The sequence below is a fragment of the Anoxybacillus mongoliensis genome (genome assembly GCF_014201515.1).
GTDB classification, from domain to species: domain Bacteria; phylum Bacillota; class Bacilli; order Bacillales; family Anoxybacillaceae; genus Anoxybacillus; species Anoxybacillus mongoliensis.
Map to the genome: position 1 here is coordinate 1 of NZ_JACHEQ010000019.1, position 17540 is coordinate 17540.

Annotated in this window: 19 protein-coding genes and 1 pseudogene; all 20 read right to left on the reverse strand. The window is 40.5% G+C overall.

The features are described from left to right. Positions 1-105: 105 nt before the first annotated feature. The 20 genes and pseudogenes from HNR43_RS13015 to HNR43_RS13115 all read right to left on the reverse strand — a co-directional run bounded on the left by HNR43_RS13015 (position 106) and on the right by HNR43_RS13115 (position 17535). Positions 106-1443 (reverse strand): hemolysin family protein, encoded by a 1338-nt coding sequence (locus HNR43_RS13015; protein ID WP_183244560.1) that lies wholly within the window; start codon positions 1441-1443, stop codon positions 106-108. Between the two features lie 46 nt (positions 1444-1489). After that, complete coding sequence (locus HNR43_RS13020; protein ID WP_183244444.1) at positions 1490-2176, reverse strand: zinc metallopeptidase; 687 nt, start codon at positions 2174-2176, stop codon at positions 1490-1492. Positions 2177-2329: 153 nt separating this feature from the next. Further along, a complete protein-coding gene (locus tag HNR43_RS13025; protein WP_183244446.1) occupies positions 2330-3463 on the reverse strand; it encodes an MBL fold metallo-hydrolase in 1134 nt (377 codons plus the stop codon). 53 nt (positions 3464-3516) lie between these two features. Further along, positions 3517-3750 (reverse strand): glutaredoxin family protein, encoded by a 234-nt coding sequence (locus HNR43_RS13030; RefSeq protein WP_183244448.1) that lies wholly within the window; start codon positions 3748-3750, stop codon positions 3517-3519. Positions 3751-3831: 81 nt separating this feature from the next. Next, a complete protein-coding gene (locus tag HNR43_RS13035) occupies positions 3832-4608 on the reverse strand; it encodes a sulfite exporter TauE/SafE family protein (protein WP_183244450.1) in 777 nt (258 codons plus the stop codon). A 48-nt stretch (positions 4609-4656) separates the two neighbouring features. Further along, entirely contained in the window at positions 4657-4884 is a 228-nt protein-coding gene (locus tag HNR43_RS13040; protein ID WP_183244452.1) for a sulfurtransferase TusA family protein, read from the reverse strand. Positions 4885-4895: 11 nt separating this feature from the next. Continuing rightward, positions 4896-5291 (reverse strand): DsrE/DsrF/DrsH-like family protein, encoded by a 396-nt coding sequence (locus HNR43_RS13045; protein ID WP_183244454.1) that lies wholly within the window; start codon positions 5289-5291, stop codon positions 4896-4898. Then, complete coding sequence (locus HNR43_RS13050) at positions 5288-5869, reverse strand: sulfurtransferase TusA family protein (RefSeq protein ID WP_183244457.1); 582 nt, start codon at positions 5867-5869, stop codon at positions 5288-5290. The genes HNR43_RS13045 and HNR43_RS13050 overlap by 4 nt, the downstream gene beginning before the upstream one ends. 11 nt (positions 5870-5880) lie before the next feature. Then, positions 5881-6180 carry a rhodanese-like domain-containing protein gene (locus HNR43_RS13055; RefSeq protein ID WP_183244459.1) on the reverse strand — a complete coding sequence of 100 codons (300 nt, stop codon included), beginning with the start codon at positions 6178-6180 and terminating at the stop codon, positions 5881-5883. 146 nt (positions 6181-6326) lie between these two features. Continuing rightward, positions 6327-6473: pseudogene (locus HNR43_RS13060) on the reverse strand (sporulation protein YhbH); the annotation flags it as partial. 61 nt (positions 6474-6534) lie between these two features. Further along, on the reverse strand, positions 6535-6879 hold the full coding sequence (locus HNR43_RS14210) for a hypothetical protein (RefSeq protein WP_246346329.1): 345 nt from the start codon (positions 6877-6879) through the stop codon (positions 6535-6537). Positions 6880-7217: 338 nt separating this feature from the next. Further along, positions 7218-7841 (reverse strand): hypothetical protein, encoded by a 624-nt coding sequence (locus HNR43_RS13075; protein ID WP_183244461.1) that lies wholly within the window; start codon positions 7839-7841, stop codon positions 7218-7220. Positions 7842-7918: 77 nt separating this feature from the next. Continuing rightward, positions 7919-9118, reverse strand: coding sequence for a peptidoglycan-binding domain-containing protein (locus HNR43_RS13080; protein WP_183244463.1), 1200 nt, complete (start codon positions 9116-9118; stop codon positions 7919-7921). A 108-nt stretch (positions 9119-9226) separates the two neighbouring features. Continuing rightward, complete coding sequence (locus HNR43_RS13085) at positions 9227-9904, reverse strand: N-acetylmuramoyl-L-alanine amidase (protein ID WP_183244465.1); 678 nt, start codon at positions 9902-9904, stop codon at positions 9227-9229. Positions 9905-9985: 81 nt separating this feature from the next. After that, positions 9986-10399 (reverse strand): phage holin family protein, encoded by a 414-nt coding sequence (locus HNR43_RS13090; RefSeq protein ID WP_183244467.1) that lies wholly within the window; start codon positions 10397-10399, stop codon positions 9986-9988. 10 nt (positions 10400-10409) lie between these two features. Then, complete coding sequence (locus tag HNR43_RS13095) at positions 10410-11822, reverse strand: hypothetical protein (protein ID WP_183244469.1); 1413 nt, start codon at positions 11820-11822, stop codon at positions 10410-10412. 10 nt (positions 11823-11832) lie between these two features. Further along, a complete protein-coding gene (locus HNR43_RS13100; RefSeq protein WP_221248312.1) occupies positions 11833-13518 on the reverse strand; it encodes a phage tail protein in 1686 nt (561 codons plus the stop codon). A 12-nt stretch (positions 13519-13530) separates the two neighbouring features. Continuing rightward, positions 13531-14262 carry a distal tail protein Dit gene (locus HNR43_RS13105; protein WP_183244471.1) on the reverse strand — a complete coding sequence of 244 codons (732 nt, stop codon included), beginning with the start codon at positions 14260-14262 and terminating at the stop codon, positions 13531-13533. After that, positions 14262-17354, reverse strand: a complete 3093-nt coding sequence (locus HNR43_RS13110) for a phage tail tape measure protein (protein ID WP_183244473.1) — start codon at positions 17352-17354, stop codon at positions 14262-14264. The genes HNR43_RS13105 and HNR43_RS13110 overlap by 1 nt, the downstream gene beginning before the upstream one ends. Before the next feature lie 13 nt (positions 17355-17367). Then, positions 17368-17535 carry a hypothetical protein gene (locus HNR43_RS13115; protein ID WP_183244573.1) on the reverse strand — a complete coding sequence of 56 codons (168 nt, stop codon included), beginning with the start codon at positions 17533-17535 and terminating at the stop codon, positions 17368-17370. Between the last annotated feature and the right edge of the window lie 5 nt (positions 17536-17540).

The following is a 17540-nucleotide window of genomic DNA, read 5'->3' on the forward strand; positions in this document are numbered from 1 at the left end:
TTATTTTCGTCGGTTCATCAAGGGAAACAAATATCAGAATGGAATAAAATGGTTGAAAGACAACTGTCTTTCAACCATTTTGTCAACAGTCTGAGAGGCGCGTTATTATAACGCAGCCTCTTCATTCATGTTCGCCACCACATCTACTGGCGATGGACGACGTGTCACTTCAATTTTTTTCACATGGTGACCGTCCAATTGCACGACTTTAAAGACGTAATCACCAAATTCAATTTGCTCTCCAGGACGAATGTTATAACGCTCCGTTAACATCCATCCTCCAATCGTATCAACGTCTGTATCATCAATTTCTAAACCGAATAAATCGTTAATTTCACTAATGAGCACTTTTCCATCAACGATTGCACGGTTGTCATCGATCATTTGAATGAGCGGAGCTTCATCTATGTCGAATTCATCTCGAATTTCTCCAACAATTTCTTCTAAAATATCTTCGACTGTCACTAAACCAGACGTTCCGCCATATTCATCAACTAAAATGGCCATATGAATGCGTTCTTTTTGCATTTTTACAAGCAAATCTTGAATAGGGATCGTTTCAATCACTTGAATAATTGGACGAATATAGTCGCGCAACTGTTTTCGCTCTTGGCAGTTCACAACAAGATCGGTAAATAACTCTTTTACATTCACTAATCCAAGAATGTGATCTTTATCACCATCAATGACAGGATAACGTGTATACTTTTCTTCACGAATTATTTGTAACACGTGATCCATGGAATCGTTGACATCTAACGCAATAATTTCTTTGCGCGGAACCATAATTTCTTTTGCCACACGATCGTCAAAGCGAAAAATGTTATTCACATATTTATATTCTGCATGGTTAATCTCTCCATTTTTATAACTGGCTGATAAAAGAAGACGCAATTCCTCCTCAGAATGAGCCAGCTCCTGTTCGTTAGATAGCTCAAAACCAAACAAACGAACCGCCAAACGCGCAGATTGGTTTAATAACCAAATAAACGGGTACATGACACGATAAAATAGCATGAGCGGACGCGCTGTCCATAGCGTAATCGCTTCCGCTTTTTGAATCGCAATCGTCTTCGGAGCCAATTCACCAATAACAACATGAATGAACGTAATCGTTGCAAATGCGACAATAAATGAAGCCCCGTGCGCGAATGATGGAGATACATGAAACTGCTCAAAAAGTGGACGAAGCGCTCGCTCCACTGTCGGCTCCCCAAGCCAACCAAGCCCGAGTGATGTCATCGTTATCCCCAATTGATTTGCAGATAAATACTCATCTAAATGAGTGATGACATGTTTTGCCGCTACTGCTTTTTTGTTCCCTTCCTCGATTAATTGATCAATGCGCGAGGAGCGCACTTTTACAATCGCAAATTCTGAAGCAACAAAAAAACCAGTTAACGCAATAAGAAAAACAATCATCCATAAACTAAATATGTCCAACGAACGTCCGCACGCATGAATGCGTGCGGATGCCACCTCCTATTTATTAATCTTCATTGTTTCCTTGTACAAAAATAAGCACATACTTAATCAATTCTAACACCGAAATAAGTGCTGCAGCAACATATGTTAATGCCGCGGCATTTAACACTTTATTTACTCCACGTTCTTCCTCATTGCGAATGATGCCTTCTGCGATCATAAAATCTTTGGCACGTGAACTAGCATTAAACTCAACCGGCAATGTAATAACTTGGAATGCAACAGCAAACGAGAATAAAATAATCCCTAAACCAATTAAAGAAAACTGTTGTAATAAAAAGCCGCCAAGAAGAAGGAACGGCGCAATACCAGATGTAAAATTCACGAGCGGAAACATACGATGTCGCAAAACGAGCGCACCATACGCTTGTTGATGTTGCACCGCGTGACCGACTTCATGAGCCGCCACCGATACCGCAGCAATGGAACGACCATAGTACACAGGCTCCGATAAACGAACCGCACGTGCAATCGGATCGTAATGATCTGTCAATGTACCCGGAACAAGCTCAACTGGCACATCGTATAGCCCGTTGCGATCTAAAATGAGACGCGCCACTTCCGCTCCTGTTAAACCAGATGAAGCGGGAACATCTGACCATTTGCTGAAGTTTCCTTTTACTTTAAATTGCGCCCAAATCGATACCACGAAGGCAATCAAAATAAGAAAATCCATTGGATGAAAAAACATACAATCATCCCTCCGTTACTTTATATTTTAATGGAAAATGACTGAAAATAAAAGAGAATGTCTTCACATACATTATATACGACTATTGTGTCCAAAAAGTTTCACAAAATCGAAAAAACCTCGCAAATTGCGAGGTTGAATAAAATTCCTTTTTTAGTGTGTATGGTGAACTGCACAACGGTTCGGACCGATTTCAAGTTCTTGTTGTTGTTCTGGTGTAGCATCTTTTACACCGCGGTTAATAGCGATAATGTCTTCAAAGTTTGGCGGTGTTTCAGAAGATGCAGATTGCGCCACATGCTCAACAAACTCTTCTTCTGTTTTTCCCTGCATAATTTCATTCATTTGACGAATGTTTCCTAACGTATTTCCAATATATCCTTGCTCGTTCACTTCTTGATCGAAGTTTGCATAGTGTGCAGGAAGCACAATAACATCGTCCGCAATTTGTGCAACTTTGTTATACACTGTGTCGTATAAATCTTTTGCCCATTCACGCGCTTTTCCACCAAGGTCTGGTCGACCGAGACCGCTGACAAAAATCGTATCGCCAGAGAACAACAATTTGTTGTTTACGAAAAATGATACACTACCTGGTGTATGACCTGGTGTTTTAATCGCCAATACTTCTAAACTTACTTTTTCAAACTCAATGCGATCATAGTTTTCTAGCGGTTCAAACTCAAATACGGCACCTTCACTCTTCATCAAGTAATACGTCGCACCTGTTTGTTTCGCTAATTCATATCCACCAGAAATATGGTCAGCATGCAAATGTGAATCAACGATATGTGTAATCGCTACGTTTTCTTTTTGAGCGACTTCTTTATACACATCAATAAATCGAGATGGGTCGACGATTAACGCTTCTTTTCCTGATACGACCATGTAAGAAAGACATCCTTTACCGACGCGAATAAATTGATATACTTTTATATCGTTATCTTGATATACAACAACAGGGTATAAATACTCGCTCCACGCTTTCATGCCACCTTTTAAATAAAACACTTCTAATCCTTTTTCGGCAAGCATGTCAGCGACCATCATCGAAGACCCTTCTTTTGCACAAACGACAACAATTTTTTTGTCTTTTGGCAAACGCTCTAACACAGATTCAACGCCATCGATTAATTCAAAATAAGGAATGTTTAAATATTCAATGTGTTCTCCTTCAATTTTCCAATCAGCAAAATCAGATTCGTTACGAACATCAAATAAGAAAAACGGTTCTTTATTGACAATCATCTCATTGATTTGTTGTGCTGTTAACGCATATACTGCCATTTCGCATCCACCTCTCCTTTATACCTTATAGGGTATTTTTATAGATAAAAAAATTATTGTTGTAACAATTGCATAATGCGTTGCGGATCAAACCCAATCACCCAACGCCCATTAATTTCTGTTTGTGGCACACCCATTTGTCCTGTTGAGCGAACAACGTATTCAACAGCCTCAGGATGTTGGTGTAAATTCACTTCTTTAAATGGGATGCCACGTTCAGCTAAAAAGTTTTTTAATAATGTGCAATATGGACATGTTGTCGTCGTATATACGGTTACTTGTTTCATCGGTTCATTCCTCCTTTATGTTCCTGTGTTTATATACCCCTATAAGTATTATAACATAAAGGATGAACTTTTCAACAGTTTTTACAAAATATCCAACCAAATTTTTATCGCTGTTGCTACAATTAGTGCGGCTAATATAAACTGTAATACTTTTGTATTTACCTTTTTACCAACATTCGCTCCAATAGGAGAAGCAATTAAGCTTGCAACAACCATAATAAACGCGGTCCAAAAATCAAATTGACCTGTTGTAATTTTCCCTATAGTTGCCCCAATGGATGAAATAAACGTAATCGCTAATGATGTAGCGATCGTCATACGCGTTGGGATTTTTAATACAACAAGCATAATTGGTACAAGAATAAATGCCCCTGCGGCACCAACAATACCAGCACTCACTCCGACAACGAATGCTAACGCTGCTGCAAGCCATTTATTAAATGTGACTTGATCGAGTGGAATGTCATCAATTCCTTTTTTAGGAACAAACATCATGATCGCAGCAATCGTCGCTAGCACCGCATAAACGATGTTAATGCCACCTTCGCTCATTAATTTTGAACCATAACCACCAATGAAACTACCGATTAAAATGCTCGTTCCCATGTAAATAATTAACGTTTTATTTAAATATCCACCTTTACGGTACGCCCAAACGCCTCCGATTGTCGCAAACAATACTTGAATAGCGCTAATCCCTGATACTTCATGGGCGCTAAACGCAGCGTAACCAAGCAATGGTGGGATATAAAGCAACATCGGATATTTAATAATCGATCCGCCAATTCCAACCATTCCAGAAATAAACGAACCGATAAATCCAATTAAAAAAATTGTAATAATAAAACCGATGGCCATGCTCATTCACTCCTTATATGAAGCATCGGGACATATGCCCGATGCTTGTTACGCTTTACGAATCCAAAATTTTAGTACGTCTCCTTCTTCAACCATATCGATCATTTCATGACCAGCTGATTTTGCCCATGCAGATAAGTCGTTTTTAGCTCCTTTATCAGTTACATGAACTTCTAAAACTTGACCAGATTGTAATGTATCCATTCCCTTTTTCGTACGAACGATTGGCAATGGACATGCAAGTCCCTTTGCATCAACAAGAAGATCTGCTTTCATGTTCTTCCTCCTTAGAATGTTAACGTGATGTCGGCATCTTTTGCGAAATCGAGGAATGTCACTGCTCCACCAACATCAATACCATCGACAAAATGTTCTTTTGTTAATCCCATAACATCCATTGTCATTTGACAAGCGATAAACTTCACACCCATTTCTTGCGCCATGCTTACAAGTTCAGGGATGGATGGGACGTTTGCTTGGGCAAATCCTTGTTGAATTTGCTCTTTTCCTTCTGGAAGTGGCAATTGTTGATATGCTTCTTTATGAATTAAATTTAATCCTTCGAATGTAAAGAAAATCGCTACCTCTGCTTCTGTTGCTGCTGCTGCTGTTGCAATGTTAAATACCTTATATGCGTCAAATAAACCACCATTTGCTGCAATAATAGCTACACGTTTTTTCATTGTTCATTTCCTCCTTTAGTAATTGTTCCTTGCCATTGTGTCATACCTGGAATGACGTTAAATACACGTGTAAATCCTTTTTCAGCGAGTTGTTGCGCAGCTAAATCGCTGCGATTACCTGTTCGGCAAATGACATAAATTGTTTCATCTTTATTTAATTCATTTAATCGCTCTTCTAATTGTCCGAGCGGGATATGATATGCTCCTGGAATATGACCAAATACATACTCGGCTTCCTCACGAACGTCTAAAATAAATACTTGTTCATTGTTTTCTACTTTCTTTTGTAACTCCTCTAAAGAAACAACGTGAGGATATTTTGTTTCTTCCTTGACTTCCGTAGGATTTGCTTTACGAAGATAATGTTTGAGTACATCACCTTCCTCAATCGTGCCGATATATTGATGCCCTGTATTTTTTGCCCAACCTTGAATATCAGCAAGTGAACCTTTATCTGTCGCTTGCACTTCAAGCACTTGGCCGGGCTGTAGTTGTTCCATCGCCTTTTTCGTGCGCACGATCGGCATCGGACACGTGAGCCCCTTTGCATCAACAACTAGATCGACGTGAATCGTCATTCCATTCCCCCCTATCGTTCAATTTCGCCTGTCCATTCAAGCATACCGCCTGTCATATTTACAACGCGGTATCCGTAACTTTCTAACAACTGACAAGCCATGCCGCTTCGATTTCCTGAACGGCAAACAAGAATATGTTCTTCGTTTTTATCAATTTCATTCATCCGCTCAAGCAGTTCGCCAAGCGGGATGTGACGAGCACCTGGGATTTTGCCTTGAGCTACTTCCTCATATTCGCGCACATCGATAATGCTTAGTGCACGACCTTCTTTTAATTGTTGCTCCACTTCTTGTGGTAATATTTGTTTCATCTTTCTCACCTCTCTATACTCATAAGGGTATATCAGACTGTAAAAAAATAATTTATTACCATTACCTCTATGAGTATATTACAAAACCCCCACCCGTTTGTCAACTGTTTTTTCTCCAAAAAAAAAACCTTGCATGACACAAGGATTTAAACGAGTGTTTTATGCTCTTCTTTTCGGAAAAAGTTTCTCATCGCCTGTAACACATCTGATTTTTGTTTTAAAATGTAATAGCGAAATTTTTCATCCTTAATATGTTTGTATGCTGACATGAGCGTCGAGTGACGATTGTACTGATACAACTATACACCCTATACACGTTTTTAAGGTGTAGCTCTGTGAAAAAGAGCCACACCATTAGAGTGGATACCAGTCTACATTGCCAGCTTCGATAATAATAATGTTCACTCCATCAGTTACTATTTTGGCTCTTTCAGACGATTGGTTTTTGGAAATAAGAACAACTTCTAATATTTCATCAGCATCAAAATCCTTAACACAATCTGTTTCAAAGCATGTCACATCTTCAAAAACAATGAATCCATCAATCATTTCAGGATCTTTGCTTTCATCATAATCAGATTTCTGCCATTTACATAACTCAGTTTCAAGAAATACTCTTTTTGTAATGGAATCATATTCCACATTATTAATTAAACTCCCATGTAAATTATATCTTTTAAGAAAATCAGATATTCTCATCATTTCTCCGTTACAGAAAACTTATAAGATTTTATAATACTTTATAAAGTCTACGTTTCCTTCCTTGTTCATCGCGCCCGATTTCGCGAAAAGCTACTCTCGTTTCCTTGGCGCTCCGAAGGCTTCACTTCCCCACTAACGTATGAGTACATGTGTCGCTTTACTTGGCATAGTTTTTCAAGTTGATGCTCGCGTTGAGATCACAATCGACTTCTACCTCACAAACTTCACAGTGATACGTCCGTTCCGACAAAGAAAGGTGGTCTTTTTGTTTTCAGGATAGACAGGGAAAGCAAAAACTATTCAGCTTACTTGATTTATGTACTGAATAGTCACCATCACTTTTTCCTATTTTTGGCAAATAAAAATATACCATACAACATCAAAAAACCTATTATCATAAAAACGAATTGCATTACTGAATAATCTCGCTGTTGAGCATAAGAATTAAATTTCCCCATTTTCTCATTTATCTGCTTATTAATCTCTTCTTGGCTTGGCGGTTCTTCAAAATCTTTTCTTATGGTCTCTACCGCCCTATTGATATAAGACTGAATCTCATCCTCTGATGGCTTCTCTCCACTGACATCTGCAAAAATAGGTGCCCTTTTTCCTAATATCGTGTCATTTATATAAATATCGTAGTAAAGACTTTGATCGTTCTCTACGAAGTCTCTTAACTTTTTGTTACTTACGTCTATATTTTCATCTAAATATATTGTCTTTACAAAATGAGGATCAATAATCGGCTCTTTCCCTTTTTGTTGTTGAATTTGGACATAATATACTTTTAGGGATTTACTTGTCTCTTCAATTTTGTAATTTAATAAAATGTGACGAACAATCCAATTTTCTTCGTCATTAGCAAAGACAACTTTGGGTATTAAATTTATTGTTATTATTGAGATAAGTATAGTTAATAAAAAGATAAATCGAATTTCTTTAATACGAATCCCCTCCAAACTATTTCATAGTGCAACTGAAATAAATTTAACTTAAGAAATACAACATTGTAAAGATACAGAACAGAACTCATTAATTAAAATATCGCTTTCGGATTTTTTATATTTTTGATCATAAAATCCACAAATTTCTCAACCCACTTCTCAGCGATTTTACCTGTTGACGCAGCTGCTGCAAATACGGTGGCCATTGAATCATAATACTCTTTCTTAACTTTATAATTTTGTGTTAATTCCATTTTTAATGTTATCTTTAGATTTTCGAATCCTTTTTTAGTTTTCAAACCAAGAAAATCTGAGAAATCAATGTCTTGCATCAATGAATGAGTAGAACTTGACATTAAATAATAACCATCAGGTTGAAGTGAATTCGGTTTCAAAGCATCTAACAGCACAAAGTATTTTGATTCAAATCCTGTATTCCCATATTGTATAGTATCTGCATAATTCCTTTCATACAATGCGGTATTATTGAGTTTTGCTTTAAGTAAATTACTTACATCCAACTGTAGTGTATCCCCTGAGGGGGTTGTGAACTTAATAGTTTTTCCATTTTGTGTAACCCTCATTGACTGATCGAATTTAATTTCCATCTTAAGATCAAGGAACTGTTCAAGTTTAGCATTCAAAGGACCTAATGTGATATAATGTACGGCATCAGCAACATTCTTTATATCTATTTCCTGGTTGATAATTTGCAACCTAGGATTTTTATAGGTGTTCTTTTGAGATTTTATAAGTTCCACCTTGTTGTTCAAAGCATTGTAAGTATTTTTCCCAGCAATCCCATCTGCCTGAAGACCTACTGATTTTTGAAAGTCCTTAACATATTTCTCGGTCTCAAAACCATATACACCATCAACACTAACACTATAGCCTACATATTTCAACATTAACTGCAAATCTTTTACAGCTTGTCCATAACTTCCTTCTCTAAGTGTCTGACCTGTCCACTGGTCATTGGTGTTCGATGAGTTTGATTGTGATGCTGTTGTTTCTGTTCTAACATACTTTTGTAGTGCTTGATACGTTTCCTTTCCTGCAATCCCGTCTGCCGTAATTCCCGCTTTCTTCTGAAATTCCTTCACAGCTTTTTCTGTATTGGCTCCGTATACCCCGTCAATTCCCCCAGGATTGAAACCTACTTTATAAAGCCATGACTGCAATGTTTTCACATAATCGTTCTTGTCCCCTCTTTTTAACGTTTGTCCGCTCCATAGATTATTTGTGAAGTTAGATGGATAAGTGACTCTACCAACACTATCTACAGCGTACATTTTTGAGCCTCCTCGTCATTTTTTGCTTATCATCATATCAAATAACAATCAAAAAAAATGTCGAAACATGTCGCAATAAATAAAAAATCCCCTGCCACTTGGCAGGGGTTAAACGATAGTAGCTGGATAGCCTTTCTTTTTCAGTTCTTCTACAAGCTGTTCCGCGTTTTTTCGGTCGGAAAAAGCCCCGACTTGCACGCGGTAGAGTTTTTCTGGCGTATTTGACGTTGTTGATGGCTGCACCTTCTTTTTTAATCCGAACGCTTTTACTATTCCTTCTACATGACCATATGCGATTTGTTGCAAGAATTTCTCAGATTTCAATTTTGCCGCATCGTTCGCATTGTCAATGAACAGGTTTTCTGTGAGCAATGCCGGCATCTTCGTTTCGCGCAATACGGCGTAGTTAGCGCGCTTTTTACTGCGATCAGTCATGTTACCGATTGCTTTCATGATTTCACTATGAATGACGTTCTGGTATGCTACCGTTGCATTGCTGACGTTTCCATTGAATATATATGATTCAAATCCTGTACCGCCTCCAGAATTGATGTGAACCGATAAAAAGAAATTAGCTCCTGCCCGATTTGCAATTGCTGCACGTTCTGACAACTCAATGAAACGATCATCTGTCCGTGTGTAGATAATTTCTACACCATCGTAGTCCTTAAGTATGTCACCGATCTGTTTGACGATGTTCAGAGTCAAATTTTTTTCAAGTAGATCATTCCCTACAGCCCCACTATCCTTTCCACCATGACCTGCGTCAAGCACGATTTTTACCATCCCATACCCACACCCTTTTCCATATTCAGTCTCCTGTTAACAATATATACATTATACAGAACAAGTGAGACGACCTTTTCACTACTTATCGACATTTTTCTCACCTTTCCCTTTCAGCACCTCAACCGCCTGCGTTAACCGTTCTGGCACTGGCACTCCCATTCTTCCCGCATTCTCAAAAATACTCAACAATTCATTTGCCATATAAAAAACGATAGTCGCATCTCGAAACATGTTTTTCGTTCCAAGCGCGCTATCGACCAAATGGGCGAGTGCCACCATGACAAAAATCATAACTTTTTTAATAATGCCTTTGAATCCAATCTTGCTGGATAGAGTTTTCTCTGTGTATCCAGCTGCTAATCCACTCACATAATCAATGACAACCATCCAAAATAGGGCAAGTAACAACCCGGTTGATTCCCCAAATAAATACCCGACCACAGCCCCAACCGCAGCCGCGCCGGTTTTGTAAATGATATCGAATCGTTCCATGTGCATCCTCCTATACAAACATAAAATCATACGTCACTTTCATCGTGTTCGTACTCGTCTTTGTCACAGGTGTCGGAAGAAGGTTTCGAGCGCCTAATGAGCCAAGTTCAGCCATGTAAAATGAAAATTCATCACGTAAAAAATACTCCCCATCTTTCACAGCTATTCCAGGATATCTGTCTGGGGAGCTAGGCTGTAGGATATTATAAGACACTCTGTTCATTTGTAAATCATAAATAAACATACCATTGGACATACCATTGCTTGTGCGAACCGCAATTTCGTTTTTCGGCTGATTGTATGCCATTCCGTATGCAACGACGCTTGTATCAAAAATATTTTTTGCCTCGATGATATTGAAATTACTGTCGTATTTTGCCCAACGCAAAGGGTTCTGTCCATTAACCTGCGTGGAGGAAGCGCCTAATACATAGAAATGTGCCCCTACTCTCTCTATACCGTATAATTTTCCAAAACCTGAAAGTGTAATCGTACTCCTTGTTCCGTCCGATTTTTTTACTCGATATATCGTATTGTTTGCACCACTATTTCCCATGACATAATAAATAAAATCAGCGTCAGATGTCATATCGTAAGCGACTTCATTCGAATACGAGAAATGTGAGTCCCACACACGACCGAGAGTAAAAGTTGCTGTTTTTCCATTCGTCCCTGGTGTGACTAGTATCTCAGCAATTTTCCTTGCCCCACTTCCAAACGATTCATACGTCCAAAAACTTGTTCCGTCATAACAGAGACCACCTCTATAATCGTTGTTGTTCTGTATTCCGTTATTCCCTTTCAATGCTACGTACCATTCATAGTTTTTTTGGTAAAATCGTTGTGCTGATATCCCCGACGTTCCTACATCTGAATACCACACTACCGACGAGAATGTCCCATTCGCCGCTTGCGATGAAAAATCAAAAACAAAATGTGCAATCCCCCGATCCGTGTAGCTTTCCGCTGCATTAATCGTCCCGCGTTTTGTATCCGTACCAACATACTCATTTTTGAAGGCATAGCCGACGATATCCCCCATCACCACACGCTCATTTTGCGGATTTTCTGGTCTTGAATCTGTCGTGAGGGCGATGGTATCAAATGGTAAAAATCTGCTCGTGATTGGTCGCATATTTGATTCGGAATACGTTTTGCTGCTAGTCGACCATGCTCCAATTTTTGAGTATTCAACCATCAAAATATACTCAAGATAATCTTTCATATTAATCGAAATGAAGTTTTCCGCCGTGATTTCTTCGACTTTTTTCCCGAATCGTTTCTCATCGAAAAGTTCTACTTTTGTAAAACCGCGAATCGGAATGGAACTGACTTTATGTTTCAACATCTCAATAACTTCACCAGTCACGAAATTTTCTTTTCTCGCGAGCGAGTGATATGCTCGTTCGATATCAAATTCCAACGCTTCCACCTCATTTCAATGTAATCTGCACGGTGTCTGACAAAGCTGGAAAAGTTCGGATTTGTTCATGCGTCCGCCATTGTGTAATAGACTCCGTGATATTCGCAGATACAGGAGTAACCACTTGTGTGCTAACGATTTGACCGTTAACAACCGATTGGAAACGGCTGATATGTGGTTGAATGGCTTTTTTCCATTCGATTTCTTCTGTCGCATTGGCACGTGGCAAGCGATCGGAAATACCACCAAGCAAGTTCGCTGCATACACAAACACTTGTAGCCCACGTGGGTCAATAGTCAGTGTTCCGGTGCTCGTTTTCATCTGAACATCCAAAAATGCCGAGCCGGGAGGCATTTGTAATATTAGAAACGGAACGCCGATTGTCACAAATCCAGCTTGGCATGTTTGCTTGATTGTATTAAATGTCGGTTTCCCGCCGTACATAAATGATATTTCAACGGTCATCGTCGTCGATGCTTGTCCGATTAACGATAGACCAACTTGTGCGTTTGCGGAACTAAAGTTCGTAATAACAAGTGAAAGAGCTGTTTGCACAGATGTACCGATAGAAAGAGTCTGTTCATTCGTTCCGACAATGAAAGAAGGCTGGGACAGAGACACATCGGATGAAGTGAGCTGATCTTGTTCTTGCATATGAATGCCTGGGATCATATACGACAATTCCACTTCATTTCGATATGGCTCATCTGGAAAACGCCTCATACGAACAATCCGCGTCTGAACGTTAATTCCAAGCTCATCATCAAAAACATTCACGTAGTCCCCAACAGAAAACTCATATTGTGAATTTCCTGTCAATGCAGATAAGTCGATGACTTTGCACTGATACGAAATAACAGGCTGCGACAATACTTTCAGTTTTTCTTGTGCCGCACGCATGAGGTCTCCAGCAAGCAAGAACCGCTCATCTTCCCACACATACTCTTTGCGATATTTTTGTTTTGCCTCAATCAGTGTGATTCCTAAGCTCGTATACCAAGAGTAGTCCTCGACATACGGTTTATTGTCATTCACACTCTCGATGGACAGCCCGTTCTTTCCATATGGGTACAAGACTGTTGCTTCCGGCGCGCGTATTGTCCGTTTAATCTCTTTCAAATTTTTGCGATACCGAAAGCCATAGCCGCGATTCGTTCCAACCTGTTTGACCAACTTAATTTCTTTTTTTACTGTATCAAATTGAATTTCGTGGCCTGTAATTTTCGCCCATTGCCGAATCGTCCAAAGCGCTGACTTTCGCTTTTCGCTCATCGAGTGTTGCGTTTCTTGTGACGACAACGCCTCTACACGCCCAACTACCCAACCCGTGCGAGCAACGATCTGTTCAAGCCCAGCTTTCGGCGTCTTGCGGTCAATGGTAATCTCAATTAGAAACGTATCGAGCAATTTCACGAAATACGATGGACAGACAACATCAAAAATCGGCTTGCCATTTGCATCGCGTCCATCGTTCATTTCAGAAATAAAAAAGCGCTTGCCCATGTAGATGATTTCCATGTCGTTCATCATCACTCGTGCAAGACGATCATCACGAGGAAGTGAGAACGTGAGTACTTCTGCATCATTCAATGTTTCTTCGTGTTCGATGTTATACGCATTTTTCAGTACACCAAGTGGCTTGCCAGCAAGGTCATATAGCACCATCTGGTGTTCGATTTTTCTTGAAAAACTCAACGCTCTCACCTCCTACAAGAATCGTTCGCGCCATTCTACCGACACGCTTAGCGTATTCTGTGCCTCGACGGTCATTATATTTGTGCCCGGTTGCAAAGACAAAAACGTGCCCGTCGTTTTGTCTAAAATATTCGTATCGTTCAATAAAACGGTCATTTCGTCACAATCAATCGTTAGTACATCGCTTGCTTGGAGGGCATTTGAAATAGTTAGTTTGTCGCCCCCGAGCGTCAAAGACAAGGAACTTGTATTAGCATTCGATATTTTTATTATCGGAAACACGTCATATGTTCCGTTATTGGCGAGAGTGATTTGTTTGTCACTTGAAGTGATTTGCTTAGACACGCTCATCTTATTGACGCTATATGCGAATGGCTCCGCTTGAAACGCCACCTTCACAAGCGATATCCCTTGCAAATGCTCAACGTCCACTTGTCCTGCCACCTTCGCCATATAATACACATCCGGCGACGTGTCAAAAATAAGTTGCTTTCGTTCTCGCGTATAGAGCCATTGTGCCACTTCACGTAGTTTAGCGATTCGTTCAGAGCGCACACAACGAACACCGAGCGTGCATTCGATTCGCTTATCTTCCAACCATCCCGGAAAGAGTATATTCCCATCGCGTCCGGGCACAGACTCGTAGGTATCTTTCATATTTGACACAAGTGGCATTTTTAAATCTGTGACAAGAATGTCCATTTCCCTTGTATGTTTTCCGTTGAAAGAAAACCCCTTGGACATTATCTCATCCCCCTTGCTTTCCGGGATGATTGCGAGAGCGAGTATAACTCGCGCGAAATACTATATATATCCTCGTCGTTTCTAACAACCATGTTTTCGATGATGATTGTCGGTCCTCCGCTCGAAGCGCCTGACATAACGTTACCGACCACATTCGTTTCAACAACATGCTGAATCGCTGCTGGCTTTATGTTCGGTAGCGCGATGTTTCCGATTTGTTGACCGGCTTTTGCTACCCGTTTTGCCATATCAACAACACTGTTTTCGGCTAGTTTTGCATCGTCAGTAATACCAATTGCTAAACCTTGTGACAAATATCCTCCGTACTCTGCGAACAAACGGCTCGGACTGCGAATGCCGAAAAAGTTTTTGATTTTGTCTGTTAGTCCAGAGAGCATAGATCTAACCTTGTCCCATAGCCAATCCGCCATGTTGCTCATACCATTCCAGATGCCGCGAAGCAAGTCTTTCCCAATTTCTACAAAACTACTTGCCCAGCCTCTTGCCGTATTTTTGATTCCTTCCCATATGCTGATTAACGTGTCTCTTATACCGCCAAAGATGTTGAAAATAGCACTTCTTAAACTGTTGAATGTGTTTTGTACAGCAGAAGATAAACTGCTAACGATACTACTAACGCTCGTTTTGACACCATTCCACACATTCGATAAAAATGACGCGATTGCATTAAAAATAGTCGTTGCTGTTGTCTGCAATCCATCCCAAACGGCGATAACAGTTGTCTTAATGGCGTTCCAAACAGTCGTAAAAATCGTCTTGTATATGTTTAGTACAGTCGTAAAATACGCTTTTATCCCCTCAAAAATGGCTGTGGCCGCCGTTTTTAGTCCTTCCCAAACCGTTGTGATTACCGTTTTAATACCTTCCCATACGGTTGTAAAAATCGTTTTGTAAATGTTAAAAACCGTTGTAAAATACGTTTTCAGTCCATCCCAAACAGCCACACCTACTGCTTCTATTCCTTCCCATGTTGCCAACAAAAACTCTTTAATTTCATCCCAATTCTTATATAGCACGACACCGATAGCTACTAATCCAGCAATTGCTCCGATTGCAAGTCCTACTGGACCAGTAATAACAGCTATCGCACTTGAAAAGACTCCTGCCATTCCACCAGCGCTAGCCAGTACGCTTGCCAACGCCCCAAACCCTTGCACGGCGGTTCCTACAATCGACAATACCACACCGATTGTTGCGACAACTCCGAGTAACACAGCTGAAATAGCCGCTCCGATTGCTATGAATTGCTTCATTCCTTCTGGAAGGTTATTAAAAGCATTAAATAAGCCTTGTAATGCCTCTGCAACTACCCGAATAGCTGGCGCTAATGCGTCCCCGATAGAAATTTGTGCCGTTTCGATAGCGCCACCTAATTCCTCAAGCGCACCTTTTAAATTGTTTTTCATTTTTTCCGCCGCTTCTTTCGATGCCCCACTTGAGTTTTGAAGGGATTTCGTTAAGGAGTCTAATTTTTGGGGTCCAGCTTCAATGACCGTGAGCATGCCGCTTGCGGCTTCCGTTCCGAAAATAGTAGAAAGCGCCGCAAGTTTTTGTGCATTACTCATATTTTTTGTTTTCTCAGAAAGCTGTCCAATAATATCGCCGAAAGGTAACATTCTTCCTTGTGAATCCGTCACTTGGATGCCTAATGCAGCTAAAGCTTCTCGTGCCTCCTTTGGCGGATCCGATAATCGAATTAAAGCACCACGCAATGTTGTACCAGCCTGCTCGCCACGGATACCGTTATTGGCCATAATTTCTGTTGCCGCCGCAAGTTCCTCAAGGGAAATTCCTAATGTTTTTGCGATTGGGGCAGCATACTTGAACGTATACTGCATATCTTGCACACCAGCTGCTGAATCATTTGCCGCTTGCGCTAGAACATCCGCTACTCTCGATGCCTCTCCTGCTTCGAGACCAAATGCATTGAGTGCTGATGATACTGTGTCAGCAACAAGCGCCATGTCCTCGCCGGATGCTTCTGCTGCTGCTATGATACCAGGCATAGAAGCGAGAATTTGATTCGTGTTGTACCCCATCGCGCCCATGATTTCCATACCTTGTGCAACCTCAGTCGCTGATTTCGATGTCGATGAACCAAGATCAAGAGCAGCCTGTTTGAGTTTCTCTAATTCATTCGGCGTCGCCCCTGCAATCGCTCCAACTCGAGAAAGCTGTGACTCGAAATCCATCGATTTTTTGACAGAAACACCTAATGCACCACTAATTGCTGCGCTTGCTACACCGAATGAGGCAGCAATTTGCGCTCCCGATGATTGAAGATTATTTCCGACATCTTGCAAGCGTTGACCTGTTTCGTTCAGTTTTGTTTGTAGTTGTCCCCAAGCTGTTGCTTGTTGTTGAATCGTTTGGTTTAGTTGTCGTAGTTGCGCTTCGGTTTCTTTCATTTCCGCTGCCGCTTTGTTGTAGGCAATTAAGAGGCCATTTGTTTCCTTCGCATCTGCTCCTTTTGCCTTTACGCTTTCATCATATAGTCGCTTTAATTCTGATACTTTCGTTTTCTGTAATTCGAGCGTTTGCGCCAAACTATTTGCTTTCGTACGCAATTGTTCAGACGTTGAACCAAAATTTTCGATACCTGCTGTTGCAGCACGAAATTCGGAATCAATCACTTTCAACTGCTGATCAATTTTTTGCAAACTTTGCGTTACCGCTTGCTCCAGCTTGGTAAAGCCGTCCGTTTGCTTTTCAATCTCTTTATTTGTCTGCTGCAACTGCGCCTCGGTCTTTTTCATTTCTGCGACAGCTTTGTTATAGGCAATAAGAAGCTTCTCAGTTTCAGCTGCGTCTTTTCCTTTCGTCTGCGCGCTTTCTTCATATCGACGCTTCAACTCAGCGACTTTCGCCTCGTGTAACTGTAGCTTTTGTGTGAGTGAATCCGCTTTGATTTGCAATCCTTCTAAGCTATTCTCGAAATCCTTTACACCGCCAGTAGCCGCTTTAAATTCAGCATCAACGAGCCTTATTTTACGATTGACTGCTTCAATGCTCGTCGTGAAGTTCGCACTATCCAAACCAAGAGACACTCGCAATGTACCAACTTCCGCCATCGTTTCACCACCTTTACAACAGCTTTTCAATCATCAATCGTTCTTTCCGTGTCTCTTTTTCCTCCGCATAGTCCAAAAGCTCAAAATAAAAACCGATGTCCATCTCATCGACGAGATACATCGGTACGCCGTTCTTAATGTGTGTTAAGTAAAACTCTTTCACCGCGTCATACGGGTCCATTTCAG

What these genes read in the sequence shown, in the direction of transcription:
- HNR43_RS13020 (WP_183244444.1), bottom strand. Translation starts at nt 2,176, where the DNA reads ATGTTTTTTCATCCAATGGATTTTCTTATTTTGATTGCCTTCGTGGTA.
- HNR43_RS13025 (WP_183244446.1), bottom strand. Translation starts at nt 3,463, where the DNA reads ATGGCAGTATATGCGTTAACAGCACAACAAATCAATGAGATGATTGTC.
- HNR43_RS13030 (WP_183244448.1), bottom strand. Translation starts at nt 3,750, where the DNA reads ATGAAACAAGTAACCGTATATACGACGACAACATGTCCATATTGCACA.
- HNR43_RS13035 (WP_183244450.1), bottom strand. Translation starts at nt 4,608, where the DNA reads ATGGCCATCGGTTTTATTATTACAATTTTTTTAATTGGATTTATCGGT.
- HNR43_RS13040 (WP_183244452.1), bottom strand. Translation starts at nt 4,884, where the DNA reads ATGAAAGCAGATCTTCTTGTTGATGCAAAGGGACTTGCATGTCCATTG.
- HNR43_RS13045 (WP_183244454.1), bottom strand. Translation starts at nt 5,291, where the DNA reads ATGAAAAAACGTGTAGCTATTATTGCAGCAAATGGTGGTTTATTTGAC.
- HNR43_RS13050 (WP_183244457.1), bottom strand. Translation starts at nt 5,869, where the DNA reads ATGACGATTCACGTCGATCTAGTTGTTGATGCAAAGGGGCTCACGTGT.
- HNR43_RS13055 (WP_183244459.1), bottom strand. Translation starts at nt 6,180, where the DNA reads ATGAAACAAATATTACCACAAGAAGTGGAGCAACAATTAAAAGAAGGT.
- HNR43_RS14210 (WP_246346329.1), bottom strand. Translation starts at nt 6,879, where the DNA reads ATGAGAATATCTGATTTTCTTAAAAGATATAATTTACATGGGAGTTTA.
- HNR43_RS13080 (WP_183244463.1), bottom strand. Translation starts at nt 9,118, where the DNA reads ATGTACGCTGTAGATAGTGTTGGTAGAGTCACTTATCCATCTAACTTC.
- HNR43_RS13085 (WP_183244465.1), bottom strand. Translation starts at nt 9,904, where the DNA reads ATGGTAAAAATCGTGCTTGACGCAGGTCATGGTGGAAAGGATAGTGGG.
- HNR43_RS13090 (WP_183244467.1), bottom strand. Translation starts at nt 10,399, where the DNA reads ATGGAACGATTCGATATCATTTACAAAACCGGCGCGGCTGCGGTTGGG.
- HNR43_RS13105 (WP_183244471.1), bottom strand. Translation starts at nt 14,262, where the DNA reads ATGTCCAAGGGGTTTTCTTTCAACGGAAAACATACAAGGGAAATGGAC.
- HNR43_RS13110 (WP_183244473.1), bottom strand. Translation starts at nt 17,354, where the DNA reads ATGGCGGAAGTTGGTACATTGCGAGTGTCTCTTGGTTTGGATAGTGCG.
- HNR43_RS13115 (WP_183244573.1), bottom strand. Translation starts at nt 17,535, where the DNA reads ATGGACCCGTATGACGCGGTGAAAGAGTTTTACTTAACACACATTAAG.